The sequence below is a fragment of the Wolbachia endosymbiont of Drosophila seguyi genome (assembly GCF_028981765.1).
Taxonomy (GTDB): Bacteria; Pseudomonadota; Alphaproteobacteria; order Rickettsiales; family Anaplasmataceae; genus Wolbachia; species Wolbachia pipientis.
The window spans coordinates 1-12,493 of sequence record NZ_JAPQLM010000046.1 but is presented as its reverse complement, the minus strand read 5'-3'; the positions used below and the strand labels follow the sequence as shown (position 1 = coordinate 12,493).

At 34.5% G+C, this 12,493-nt stretch carries 14 protein-coding genes; 6 read left to right on the top strand and 8 right to left on the bottom strand.

The features are described 5' to 3' along the window. Window positions 1-127 precede the first annotated feature (127 nt). Entirely contained in the window at window positions 128-2,149 is a 2,022-nt protein-coding gene (gene recG / locus OZD62_RS01005; protein WP_275019245.1) for an ATP-dependent DNA helicase RecG, read from the bottom strand. A gap of 296 nt (window positions 2,150-2,445) precedes the next feature. Between recG and OZD62_RS01000 the strand changes: the two genes are divergently transcribed. After that, the gene (locus OZD62_RS01000; RefSeq protein WP_275019247.1) at window positions 2,446-3,273 is read left to right on the top strand and encodes a hypothetical protein; all 828 of its coding nucleotides are present in this window, start codon (window positions 2,446-2,448) and stop codon (window positions 3,271-3,273) included. A 3-nt stretch (window positions 3,274-3,276) separates the two neighbouring features. Here the strand turns inward: OZD62_RS01000 and miaA are convergent, their stop codons facing one another. Further along, a complete protein-coding gene (gene miaA, locus OZD62_RS00995; RefSeq protein WP_010082478.1) occupies window positions 3,277-4,170 on the bottom strand; it encodes a tRNA (adenosine(37)-N6)-dimethylallyltransferase MiaA in 894 nt (297 codons plus the stop codon). Window positions 4,171-4,245: 75 nt separating this feature from the next. On the opposite strand from miaA, the gene OZD62_RS00990 reads away from it, so the two are divergent. From OZD62_RS00990 to OZD62_RS00970, 5 genes are all read left to right on the top strand, one after another. Then, the gene (locus OZD62_RS00990) at window positions 4,246-4,716 is read left to right on the top strand and encodes a hypothetical protein (protein WP_275019244.1); all 471 of its coding nucleotides are present in this window, start codon (window positions 4,246-4,248) and stop codon (window positions 4,714-4,716) included. A 118-nt stretch (window positions 4,717-4,834) separates the two neighbouring features. Next, complete coding sequence (locus tag OZD62_RS00985; RefSeq protein ID WP_275019243.1) at window positions 4,835-5,422, top strand: L-threonylcarbamoyladenylate synthase; 588 nt, start codon at window positions 4,835-4,837, stop codon at window positions 5,420-5,422. Window positions 5,423-5,439: 17 nt separating this feature from the next. After that, entirely contained in the window at window positions 5,440-6,261 is an 822-nt protein-coding gene (locus tag OZD62_RS00980; protein WP_275019242.1) for an AAA family ATPase, read from the top strand. Between the two features lie 73 nt (window positions 6,262-6,334). Next, a complete protein-coding gene (locus OZD62_RS00975; protein ID WP_022626354.1) occupies window positions 6,335-7,129 on the top strand; it encodes a hypothetical protein in 795 nt (264 codons plus the stop codon). A 68-nt stretch (window positions 7,130-7,197) separates the two neighbouring features. Next, on the top strand, window positions 7,198-7,860 hold the full coding sequence (locus OZD62_RS00970; RefSeq protein ID WP_010082435.1) for a hypothetical protein: 663 nt from the start codon (window positions 7,198-7,200) through the stop codon (window positions 7,858-7,860). Here OZD62_RS00970 and OZD62_RS00965 read toward each other — a convergent pair. The 6 genes from OZD62_RS00965 to OZD62_RS00940 form a co-directional block, all read right to left on the bottom strand. Next, complete coding sequence (locus tag OZD62_RS00965; RefSeq protein ID WP_275019246.1) at window positions 7,857-9,353, bottom strand: proton-conducting transporter transmembrane domain-containing protein; 1,497 nt, start codon at window positions 9,351-9,353, stop codon at window positions 7,857-7,859. The two genes, OZD62_RS00970 and OZD62_RS00965, sit on opposite strands and share 4 nt — an antisense overlap. Before the next feature lie 114 nt (window positions 9,354-9,467). Further along, window positions 9,468-9,722: a hypothetical protein gene (locus OZD62_RS00960; RefSeq protein WP_010962852.1), complete on the bottom strand. Its 255-nt coding sequence runs from the start codon at window positions 9,720-9,722 to the stop codon at window positions 9,468-9,470. A gap of 11 nt (window positions 9,723-9,733) precedes the next feature. Then, a complete protein-coding gene (locus OZD62_RS00955) occupies window positions 9,734-10,105 on the bottom strand; it encodes a holo-[acyl-carrier-protein] synthase (protein ID WP_010082456.1) in 372 nt (123 codons plus the stop codon). Then, entirely contained in the window at window positions 10,102-11,370 is a 1,269-nt protein-coding gene (gene proS, locus OZD62_RS00950; RefSeq protein ID WP_022626352.1) for a proline--tRNA ligase, read from the bottom strand. Before proS ends, OZD62_RS00955 begins: the two co-directional genes overlap by 4 nt. 102 nt (window positions 11,371-11,472) lie before the next feature. After that, complete coding sequence (locus OZD62_RS00945) at window positions 11,473-11,820, bottom strand: hypothetical protein (RefSeq protein ID WP_275019241.1); 348 nt, start codon at window positions 11,818-11,820, stop codon at window positions 11,473-11,475. After that, on the bottom strand, window positions 11,817-12,461 hold the full coding sequence (locus tag OZD62_RS00940; RefSeq protein WP_275019240.1) for a hypothetical protein: 645 nt from the start codon (window positions 12,459-12,461) through the stop codon (window positions 11,817-11,819). The genes OZD62_RS00945 and OZD62_RS00940 overlap by 4 nt, the downstream gene beginning before the upstream one ends. Window positions 12,462-12,493 lie beyond the last annotated feature (32 nt).

Below are 12,493 nucleotides of genomic sequence, written 5' to 3'. Positions count from 1 at the left end.
TTAAGTAATCCTTACCTTTTAATCTGCAGATTGGCGAAAGCAAATACAATAGCTTCACTATCATGATAAGTGGGCTGGCGAAGGGTGTCAAGTAAGTTTTTTCGTTTCTGTGGGCTACCTGGTTTTCCTACTGAAATTTTGAAAAATGTAATCTACTCCTATATTCAAATATATCAAGCAGTAATTCAAAATCAGCCATTGCGCCTTTTGCGTTATTATACGCGAGATTGAGCAGCTCTTTGTCCTGATATAAATCAGCAAATTTAAATTCCATACATCCTGATTGTTTTGTGCCTAAAATATCTCCACTGCCTCTTAGCATCATATCCCTTTCAGCAATGTAAAATCCATCTTGTGACTCACACATGATCTTTAACTTTGAAGATGAGCTTTTACTTAAATTATCGTATAATAATACACAAAAAGATGGCTTGTTTCCTCGCCCTACTCTGCCTCTTAACTGATGCAATTGTGATAACCCAAATTGCTCTGCATTTTCTATAATCATGATGGTTGCATCTGGCACATCTATACCAACTTCTATCACAGTGGTTGCAACAAGCAGAGAAAATTCATTCCTTTTGAAGGAAAACATAACTTGATCTTTCTGCTCCTGAGTCAATTTTCCGTGTATTATCCCGACTTTATCAAGAAATGTTTTTTGTAATTCCTGAAAACGCATCTCTGCTGCAGCAATATTGGTCTCTTCGTTTTCTTCTATATATGGACAAATCCAATATGCTTTTTCGCCCCTGTTTATAGCACCTTTTAGCTTTTCAATAACATCTGACACCCTACTAATGTTCATAGTTACAGTTTTTATTGGCAATCTGGATTTTGGTTTTTCTTTCAAAATTGAACATTCAACATCACCATACATAGCTTGCTGCAAGGTTCTTGGAATGGGAGTTGCAGTAACGAAAAGTATATCGGCATTTTCTCCTTTTCCTACCAAGCGATTTCTCTGCATCACTCCAAATCGCTGTTGTTCGTCTATGACTGCAAGCCCTAAATTTTTAAATGTAACGTTAGCTTGAAATAGTGCATGAGTGCCAATCACTATATTTAAAACACCACTTGCAAGTTCGTTCATGATAATCTTTCTTTCCTTGCGCGAAGTTTTACCAGTAAGCAGCGCAACTTTTATATCGGTACAGGATAAAACTTCCTCAATCCAATTATAATGTTGCTCCGCCAAGATAGTAGTCGGTGCCATTAGAGCTGCCTGCATGTTGTTTTCTACCACATTTATCATTGCAAAAAGTGCAACTACGGTTTTGCCACTACCAACATCACCTTGCAGCAAGCTTATCATGCGATACTTGGATTTTTGTCTCTCTGAGATCTCATCTATTGCACGAGTTTGATCATTTGTTAATTGAAACGACAATTCATTTAAAACTTGCTCTTTGTATTTACTCAATATTATAAATTCTCTTCCCCTTTCTTTCACATGATTTTTTCTTGCAAGTTTCAGCGCTAGCTGATACGCAAACAATTCATCATAAGCAAGCCTTTTTCTACAAACCTCAGCTTCCACCAATGAGCTTGGTCTGTGCAACTTTATGATGCTTTCCCTCCAACTTAACCATTTTTTTTGCTTGATTAATGTATCATCTATCCACTCTGGTAAATCAGGCAATTCCTTTAGATTAGAGCTTATTATGTTCCCAATGCGCTTATTGGTAATGCCACGGCATAATTGGTAAACTGGCTCTATGCAAGCTATTTCTTTAAATTGGTTGATGTCAAGCGACACGTAATCTGGATGAGTAATTTGCCAATGTTCAGCAAATTTTTCGAGTTTGCCACTGATGATCACATTTGCTCCAATTGGAAATAGTTTATATAAATACTTAACTGAGTAATTAAAAAAGACTATGAATATATACTGACTCTCACTTTCAACGACTATTTTATATGGTCTACCTCTAAAAGTGGGCGACTGATGCTCATAAACTTTTGCAATGAAAGTTGTAAATTCTCCAACTCGAGCATCAGATAGTAACTTGCTTCTATCCACATAACTAAGTGGCTTATAAAACAGCAGATCCACCACCTTGTCCCCACCACAAAGTTTAGGCAATATTGCGGAATGGAACTTAGGTATATTCTCCAGCCTGCTATTTAGAAAAATCTGATTGCTCATTGAGATTCATACATGTGTAAAACTGTTATAGAGCCTTTTTAAAATCTTGTCACCTTATGGTCAGGTATGCACTATAGCTAGCACAGCTCTCTAACGTTATACCGCGATTCATTCGCGGTATCTCAGCCGCTAACACGTAACGGAATGACGAATTTGTTGTTTTTAAAATCGTCGGTAAGCCTAAGTTACCCCTAACTATATTTGCTATCATAGGGCTTATAGTAGGTATTTTATTAACTTATTAATCATTTTTATGTATTATTATACCATTAGCAGTCTATATCAAGGTATTAATGATGAACGGCTCTACACCAAAAGAAAAGGAAAATCCAATAGTTACACTAAGAGCTCAAGCAGAAAAGTTTGGTTTTAGCAGGTTGAGGGCTGGTAAAGATAATGCTGAAGCGAATTCTGGTGCAACTATGTACGTAGATCTTCCAAGAATGAAACTTGTTATTCAGAACAAAGTTATAACAAAAGAGCTTGTTGATGAATTATATAATAAACATACCAACCTCATTTCAAATGACAAAAATAAGTACCGCCAATTTGTAAAACAAGTTTTTACAGAGCTATTTGAATATGCTGAAGCAGAAGTTCCAAATGATTCTATTCTAGAAGAACTAATCACTAATTGTAACCAGGCTGCTTATGTGGGTGCATTGTATGGTAAAGGAGGACCTATCCTTCATTTAGCTGAAACATATGGGTTATTGTTTCAGTCTAATCATGTAACACATATTAATTGTAGTGATCCAAGTCATGCGGCAATCAGAATTGAAGAAAAAATTGCAGTTCGCACTTTTGCAGAACTGGAAGAAGAATTATGTAAATTGGATAGCTCGCTAGAATTCGCACTTAAGTCTCAAGGTGATAAAAATGTAACATATGAAGATGGTAAATTGTCACTTACTGTTCCTAAGAGACTGAAGGACTATAATATAGGTGATAAAAACTTGTTTGACGTTATAAAAGAGTGTTTTCAGAAATTTTGCGAGAGGCTTGGATTTTTTAAAATAAAAATAGAGCATGGCTTGGATAAGCCACCAAAAGTGAACAGCCATCTGGAAAATATGGAACCGCCCATTCATAGCAATGAGTATGGAAATACACCTGGAAACTAACAATTAAAATATTTCAAGCGCTGTTAGCTCATTTGCACAATCAATGACTTCAGAACTTGGGAACTGGTTTTTAAACCAAGTGTACTGGCGTTTTGCGTAGTGTCTTGTGTTTGTTTGAGCAATCTGTATCGCTTCGTCTAAAGTAATCTCACCTTTCAAATACTTTACAATTTCTGGCACTCCATGTGCTTTCATAGCTGGCAAATTTGGAGCTAAGTTCATACTAAGTAGCTTTTTTACTTCATCAATTGCTCCATTTTCGATCATTTTGATAAAACGAGAATTTATTTTTTGGTATACATCCTCACGTTTAGGCAAAATTGTATATATCTTAAAATTATCGAATAAAGGAGGCTGTCTATTTTCTTGCCATACAAAGATTGTCTTACCAGTTTCAGTGATAACTTCAAGTGCTCTTGAAAGACGGTGCGAGTCATTAATACAGATTTTATCTTGAACTTTTGAGTCTTTGCTTAATACTAATTTATAGAACTCCTCTTTACTTAAATTTTTCCTGAGCTCACTTACGTTTTTTCTCACTTCCTGACTTATTTGTGGCATTGATGATAAGCCTTTGATGAAACTGCTGATGTAAAGCCCGCTTCCTCCAGTGATGATAGGTATTTGAGCATTTTCTAATGCGTGATTAACTTCTTTTTCTAAATCCTCTAACCATAGACCCACGGAATAATTTTCTTTTGCTGAAACATAACCATATAATTTATAAAATTCTTCTTGCTTTAGTGGTTGAGCAGTAATTATGGGAATTTCTTTGTATACCTGCTTTGAATCACAATTTATTATACTAATATTTCCATATTTTTCTCTCAGGTTATCGCATAATTCTGATTTACCTGAGGCCGTAATTCCTGTAATAATTACTATATTATTTTTCATTTATATTAATTTAATTAACATATGATAAAGTGTAGTAAAAGTTTGGATTCTACAATCTAAAGTTTGGAGATTTTTATGGCAGAAAACAACGACAATAATTCATTTACTAAGCGTTTCACAAACAGGACTCCTGGCGGTACAGGGGAAGGTTTTTCCAGTAAGTATTCGTCTCAAAACACCAAAGAACGGGCATTAGGGGAAAAAGGAAAAATTTCTGAATTAGCAGGCAAAAAAACCGAATCCAAGGAAGCTTTTTCTGAAAGTGGCGGCATAAAAAGTAAAAGCAGAACTGTCAATGAAAGATCTTTTGCTGATGCAACAAAAAGAAGTAGGTCAGATCTTATATACTTAGTCCGTGGTAAAGATCGTGGAAAATCAGCGTGGCATTATGTATTCGTTGATAAAGAGAAAAGAGAAATGTTTCTAGCAAAAAGCAGAACTGGCTCTATAGATGTTGCAGACTATGGAGAGATTTTGTATTCAGGATGGGGAGAGGATCCACCACAGGCAATAATTGATAAAGTCAATGAAGAGTTTGGGTTGTAGCAAATCTGCATAACAAATGGTAAGCTGCGTTGCATTACGTTTACAAAAACTAGCAGTTACTATATAAGATACAGTGCAACAAAACTGATCTAGTTGTTATGAATAAGTTTTTAGCTATATGGTATCTAAAATAATAAATGCAATACAGAACAATTTATTAGTGTGTTTTCCAACAGAAACAGTGTATGCTCTTGCTTGTAATGCACTAGATAATGAATCTATAGGAAAAATATATCAGATAAAGAAACGCTCTCAAAATAAACCACTGTCTATATTTGTTAGTGATATTTACAATTTGACAAAAATAGCAAAGGTAAAGGAAAGATATATTGATTTAATAAACCACTTTTCTCCTGGACCAATTACCTATATTTTACCACTTAAAAACAACAACATATTGCCAAACGAATTCTTTAAAGATAGTATAGGTATCAGAATTCCTGAGCATCCTATTGCAATTTCAATACTAAACAAACTGAAAGTTCCAATAGTTGCAACTAGTACAAATATTTCAGGAAAAGAAAGTGTATGTAAGGCAAACGATATACCACAATCCATTAAGCAACATTTATCTGTAGTGATTGAAGATGACGAACTAGTTTCTGGTATAGAATCTACTATTATTGACTTAATCGAAGATAAGATTAAGGTTTTAAGGGAAGGTGCAATTTCATTACAAACAGTAAACAACGCATTTTCAAACTAAAATCTATAGGAGAAAGAATGAAAAAAGTAATAGGCCACAACCAAGCCAAAAAAAAAATAATGAACAACTTATCTGTTCAGTCTTGGCTGATCTGTGGTAAAAAAGGTATAGGAAAAGCAACACTTGCAAAATCCTTCTCCAATTGGTTACTCATAAAAAACTATAATGAAGTAGCATTGGACTTACACATTGTTGAAGGTGATACTATCGGAATAGAAAAAGTCAGAGAAATGAAAAACTTTCTACACTTAAGTCCCATTCAATCAGAACACAAAATAGCTATAATAGATAGCTTAGAGGCAATGACTAATAACGCTAAAAACGCAATATTGAAAATATTAGAAGAGCCGCCAAAAAATTCTAAGATATTTATAATTAGCCATAAGCCATATGATATACAAACCACTATCCGGTGTAGGTGCTTTCAGCTAAATTTACTCCCATTAACTTATGATGAAACAAAGCAAGTTGCTTCATCTCAATGTAAATTTGATAATCAAACGTTTGACGAAATGATTACTTTATTTCCTGGAATGCCAGGAATGATAATAAATACAATAAGTAGTGATGCTTATGAAGCATACAAATGCTTTTATAAATTTCTTCATGATTTAAAGAATCCCAATATGATTAATAAAGTAATTAATAGCGAAATCGAACTAGAACTAGCATCATATATAATTCAGGCCTTCATTTTAGAAAGCATAAAGAGAGAGGTAAATGGTGTTGAAATTCTGCTAAGTCAGTGGAAAAAAATAAATGAACTTTTCGTTGCCGCAAAGCAACTCCACTTAGATAAAAAGCATGTTTTAGCTAATGTAGTTAATATCATGACATAAGTTTACAAAGTATAATACTTTTAACATAAATTCATGATAAAATTCTGTTAATTTAATACTCGAAGTATATAATTTGACTGATAATAAATTAACTGTATGGCAATCAATAGAAGTTTTGACGAAAGCCATATTGAACATGCAGAAAAAATTAAGCTTAATTAAGAATATAGCTTCAGATCAAGACATAACCCTAGAAAAAGGAAAGGAGTTGTTAAGTGGCATTTATGAAGCAAATTTTAAGCTAAACAAGACAATCAATATAGCTACTTTGCCAAAAATTGGCTATCATATGCTAAATGGTGAGCTTGTTGTACGTAATCATATTACGGAAGAGGAAGTAAAGATTCCTGGAGATTTTCATTACCTTAAAGTCGTAAAATCCGATCATGATAATTATAAATTAACGTTTTGTAATTTTTTAGGTAATGAGTTTTTTGAATATAAAAAGTATGATCCACAATATTCTGGTATTTCAGATGAATATAAATTTGTGGATTTTGGTAGTGTAAAAAAGACTCATAATCTAAAATTTAAGGAATACATTGGTCATGCACCTAAATTTTTTGCTGCAGAAGGGCCTATTGAGCCTGGATCCCAAAACCATGTAATTGATCTATTTGAGCTAGTCAAAAGTGGTAAAGGTAGAAAAGTGGGAACCTTTGCTGATGAATTTGGTTATTTTGATGATCAAAATAAATTACATTATTATAATTATCACAAAAGTGTAGAAAGTAATACTTATGATCCTGAAAATTTCAGTGTAAAAATGATAAATATAGATGTGAGCAAAATCGATAAATTCTACCTCATTGCAGAACAAGGTGATATAATCATTCATCCTATTTGGGAAAATTTAGACATATTTTAAAGTTTTTTTTAGAGTATCTAAGCTTATTGTTATTATAATGATCCGATTAGGTCTGGTAGTATTGTGTTATGGAAGATAAATTGCTTGAATCAGTAAAAAACAAAAGTTATTTCAGTAAAGCAGTCGAATGGTACTGCCATAGGTATCTGTTTTGTGTAGCAGAAAGATCTTGGATGGCATTAATAGTATCGCTTCTCCTAGTATGCTTATGTTTATTAACATTAAACATATACCTGTTATTTCCTATTAAAAAAGATTTAAATTTTGTGAAGTATATGAACCACACAGAAGATGAGTTCTCTGCAATGCATAAGCTTAGTTTCAGTAAAAAGGAAGATGAATACACTTCCACAGCGAGGTACTTAATAAGTAAATACATTGAAATATACGAGTCCATTAAGATCGTTGAACCGAAGTACCAAGAAAATTTTATAAGAAACAATTCTATACATAAAATCTATCAAGGCTTTCAGGAAAAAACGAATAATGAAGCTGGTAATTTGTCTTTATCTAAAAGAAAAATCGCCAACATAAATGTAATAACATTATCTATTGATCGATCGACCAAGGACTTAGTTACATTTGCTGGAAATGCTACTGTAGTTTTTACAACCGAGCAAAATAAGGAGGATACTGTGGAGATTAGCTTCACTTTGTCGAATATAAAAGCAACTCTGGCTGGTATAATACCATTTAAATTTATTGTTAATGGTTATAAATACAGATTTTAAAATATTACTTGGTAGCTAAAAAAAATAACCAAAGTGCACATAGCAGTAATAACTGGAGGTAAAACTAGAAGAATTGGTGTTTTTTTAATAAAGTAATTCTGAGAAGGTTTTAAGAAAAAGGCGTTGTAAATTATCGGTAAAAAGTACAGAGCGTTGAGTATAGTACTAACAATTAACACTAGAGTTACAAACACAGAAAGTATTACATTGCCAAAGTTGAAAACAGCTTGAAAAATGAGAAATTTACCCCAAAAAGTCGGAGCAGGCGGCACCCCTATCATAGACAATGCACCTATAGCAAATGCTGTCATGCTAATTGGCATACTGCGTCCTATACCGTAAATCTTATCTATATATTTCTCACCTGCTCTCGTTATTATTGCTCCGGCAACGAAAAACAAAGTGATTTTTGCAAATGCGTGGCAAACTAATTGAAAAATTGCAACCCTCATGCTGAGATCACTAAAAATTGAAGCGAATAATATAATATACGACAATTGAGAGATGGTAGAGTAAGCAAGCAATTTCTTTAATTCTTTTTGCTTGAGTGCAATCAATGATGCAGTAATAATAGTAAATCCAGCAGCGTACGGAAGCCACCCTCCAGCAAACCAATTTTGCTGCACAAAACGTTGCATATTATCGACGCCGAAAGTGTATAATATAACTTTTATGATGATGAAAACTCCGGATTTCACAACAGCAACAGCGTGCAGTAGTGCACTCACAGGAGTTGGTGCAACCATTGCTTTTGGTAACCAAAAATGAATTGGCATTAATGCAGCTTTTCCTATTCCGTAAATCAGCATAGCAAAACACACTGCAATGAAAGTGATGAGTGAAGTATCAAATTTGAATATTCCACCGCTTACAAAGTCTAAAGTATGAAATTCATGATATAAAAGGCCTATTGCAGGAAAAAATAATACCAAAGAAGAGAAAAATAGCACGCCAAAGTAATAGCGTCCTGCAATCATTGATTCATTTGTTGAGTTGTAAGTAACCAGAGGGTATGTACTAATAGTTAGAAGCTCATAAAAGACAAATGTAGTGAGCAAGTCTCCAGAAAAAGCAATAAACATTGCACAGCCAATCGATATTGAAAAAAAGCATAGAAAACTTGAGTGATTGCTATCAGCATAGTTATTCTGCATATAACATATTGCATATATACTGGTCAGCACCCATAAAAACGATATTAATAAACTGAATATTACTCCGGTAGACTCTAGCTTTAAACTAATGTGCAAATTATTACCAAAATCCATGAGAATAAATTGAGAATGATCACCATATACCCAATATAAAGTGCACAGACACGTATACGTAAACAGAAGTACAGAAGAAGTGACAGTAATACTATTGTTCACTCCGGGCCATTTACCAGTAAAAAAAATAACTAACGCACTTAAAAGTGGAATCAACGCAGTAATTAATAAATAATTCTCAGTAATTGAAAATGGTAAGGAAAGAGACGTTAAAACACAGTCCATTAAATAATTCATCTTTTTGTTTAGGTAAAGCTAGAATTATACTAAAATCATAGAAAAACCGCTATGTTTTTTTGGCAAACTAGTCGTTTGTGTATGCTATAGCTATACTGCGATTCATTCCACAACTGTACGAACATTTGTTTTTGTTAAACACAACAAAGATGTCATCCCAGTGCCCTGACTACTTGGATCCAGGAAAGTTTGCTTGTGAGCAAGCAAACTAGCATAGAAAAACGTTTTCGATGAGATTGCAGAAAACCAGTGTCTGGGCACTGGGATGACAAAGGAGGACAGTGTCAAGCACTGACCATTTGCTGTGCAGTTTACCTTTAAAAATGAATGTTCATACAGTAAGCCATAAGATGACAAAAGAGTAAACTTTATCTGTGTGAGCTATAGACGCAAATTACAACAAATGCAGTAGCGTAATCTCCATCGTCACTTAAAGAAAGATGAATTTTGGAGATAAAATCCTTGCTAACGGTAAGATATGGCTTGCCTCTTACATCATTGTATATTTCTATATCTTTCATTGTAATACCCTGACCACTACCTCGTGCTTTAACAAAAGCTTCTTTTGCTGCAAAGCGTTTAGCAAAATACCTTGCTCGCATTTCTTGACTATTATACTTTCTACTTAGCTCTATTTCCTTTTCAGTGTAGATTCTATTGAGAAATTTTTCCCCGTATTTTTGTAATATTCTCAATATTCTTGGTATATATACTATGTCAGTGCCGATACCGTGTATCATTTTGCGCTAAAGTGATTTATTGCTTCCTCAATCTGCATTTCCTTTACCTCTCCAGTTGCTCTATTTTTTACTTCAACTATATTTTCACTTACTGCTTTCTTTCCGACAATTATTTGCCACGGCAAGCCTATCAGATCCATTCTAGAAAATTTTACTCCTACACTCCCTTCCGTATCATCGTAAAGCACTTCATCGCTCTTCAAAGCTTTGTATATTTTATCTGCAGCCTCCGTTACTTTCGTTTGTAAATTGATTAAACCAATTCTGAAAGGAGCTACCTCCTCCGGCCAGATAATTCCCTTATCATCATGAAAAGCTTCTATTATCGCACCAACAAGTCTTGAAACCCCAATGCCATACGAACCCATATGTATATTGACATTTTTTCCATCTTGAGAAGTAACACTTGCCTTCATAGGCTTTGAATATTTGTCGCCAAAATAAAAAATATGCCCTATTTCAATACCTTTACTAACATTTAACTGCTCTTGTGATATAGGGCAAGTCTCAGGATCATGCATATCATCTGCAACTGCGTATATACTCTTTAAACTTTCAATATCTTCACTCTCTAGTAGTTCAGAAAATTTATTGTCATAATATAAAGTGCTCTCACCAGTGTTTGCCAATATATGAAACTCGTGGCTCAAATTTCCTCCAATTGGCCCCGTATCAGCTCGAACTCCAATTGGAGTAAATCCCATGCGTTTGAAGATTTTTATGTAAGTTTTGTACATCAAATTATATGAATTCAGTGCACCTTCGTAATCTACATCAAAACTGTATGCATCCTTCATCAAAAATTCCCTGCCCCTCATAACACCATAACGTGGTCTTACCTCATCACGGAATTTCCATTGAATTTGGTATAAACAAAGTGGCAAATCTTTGTAACTTTTTACCACATCTCTAATTAAATCAGTTGCTATCTCCTCATGCGTTGGACCAAAAAGCATATCTTCCTCATGCCTATCCTTTATGCGTAGCATTTCCTTACCGTAATCATCGTAACGCCCTGATTCTCGCCAAAGACTTGCTGGTTGCACACAAGGCATTAATGCTTCAATAGCACCGGATTTGTTCATTTCATCTCTGATAATATCTTCAATATTCTTAAGCACTAAGAGACCAAGTGGTAACCACGTATAGATGCCAGATGCTATCTGCTTTATTAAACCTGCACGCAAAGAATATTGATGGGAGATAATTTTAGCATGGGCAGGCTTTTCCTTTAGAGTTGGCAGGTAATATTTGGATAAGCGCATATAATAGATCTGATTGTATTAAGTAATCTTAATACAATCAGACCTGTAGGTAAACTTATTTTGAAAAGGGAGGGAAGTGCATGGCTGACCATTTCATAGTTATCATAGTCCTTGTACAACATTTTCCTTTTGGCATCGCAACGCTTTTCCACCAAACTGTGCTATGCGATCCTCAACAGAAAGAGGAGGTGAATCTTGCACCTCATTATCCACTGAGTCAACATTATTTACTTGTGGTGAATCAACACACGAACTTGGCGGTACCGGTGACTCCTCTTCACTATCTGAGAATTGCATGACTGCTGCTCTCTCCTTAAGTCTCTTTGTCCAATCTGAATCATTATCATCCGACTTCTTTCTCTCTGCTTGCTCCCTATCTATTCTTGCAGCAAACTCTTCTGGTGTTTCTTTTTTGTCATTGCCCCCACTACTTTCTAATTTTGCTTTCAATTCATTTGTAAAATTTTGTTGCTGCCCACTCTTTTTAACGTAGTACCTCCTCTTATCTGTTCAAACAGAGTAGAATGATTATTATTCTCAGGTTCACCAGCCTTCTTCGGTGCATCATTCTTAGGTTGCTCCGTACGCTTGGAAGCTGTAAAAAAATGCGGAGGCGGAGGTAGTAGTGCAGCATCTTGTGGCAATGGAGGAGGTGGCGGCGGTGGACTTGGATTTGGTTGTGTTCCAAACGTTACTGGAGGTGATTGAGGAGTAGGTACATTTGATTTATTCTCCAGATTAGTACAATTTTTACACACAAATTTTTGTGGTTCTTGAGATGGAGTATGGCCGAATTTCTGTCCATTAAGACCTACTTCTTTCTTATTATCATCTCTAGAAATAGCCAGTTTAACAAGATATGTCACTGAAATAAGTGCAACAACCGTAGAAACAGCAAAAATTGCTAAAGGAACTGCTGCAATAGGACCAGAACCAGAAACTGCTATAATAACATAAGGAAGATATTGACCAGATATGAAACTAAATATAGATAATAATGAAACAGCAATTAAAGGTTTCCATATAGTCTGCTTAGTTTTAGTAAGCTCCTGACTATCTTTTAGCAATGAAGAATTATTGGATATCATCATTTCTTTGCCTCACTTGTTAACGATAATTTAAT

Coding starts and splice junctions, on each gene's coding strand:
- recG (WP_275019245.1), bottom strand. CDS start 2,149: ATGAGCAATCAGATTTTTCTAAATAGCAGGCTGGAGAATATACCTAAG.
- OZD62_RS01000 (WP_275019247.1), top strand. CDS start 2,446: ATGAACGGCTCTACACCAAAAGAAAAGGAAAATCCAATAGTTACACTA.
- miaA (WP_010082478.1), bottom strand. CDS start 4,170: ATGAAAAATAATATAGTAATTATTACAGGAATTACGGCCTCAGGTAAA.
- OZD62_RS00990 (WP_275019244.1), top strand. CDS start 4,246: ATGGCAGAAAACAACGACAATAATTCATTTACTAAGCGTTTCACAAAC.
- OZD62_RS00985 (WP_275019243.1), top strand. CDS start 4,835: ATGGTATCTAAAATAATAAATGCAATACAGAACAATTTATTAGTGTGT.
- OZD62_RS00980 (WP_275019242.1), top strand. CDS start 5,440: ATGAAAAAAGTAATAGGCCACAACCAAGCCAAAAAAAAAATAATGAAC.
- OZD62_RS00970 (WP_010082435.1), top strand. CDS start 7,198: ATGGAAGATAAATTGCTTGAATCAGTAAAAAACAAAAGTTATTTCAGT.
- OZD62_RS00965 (WP_275019246.1), bottom strand. CDS start 9,353: ATGGACTGTGTTTTAACGTCTCTTTCCTTACCATTTTCAATTACTGAG.
- OZD62_RS00955 (WP_010082456.1), bottom strand. CDS start 10,105: ATGATACACGGTATCGGCACTGACATAGTATATATACCAAGAATATTG.
- proS (WP_022626352.1), bottom strand. CDS start 11,370: ATGCGCTTATCCAAATATTACCTGCCAACTCTAAAGGAAAAGCCTGCC.
- OZD62_RS00940 (WP_275019240.1), bottom strand. CDS start 12,461: ATGATGATATCCAATAATTCTTCATTGCTAAAAGATAGTCAGGAGCTT.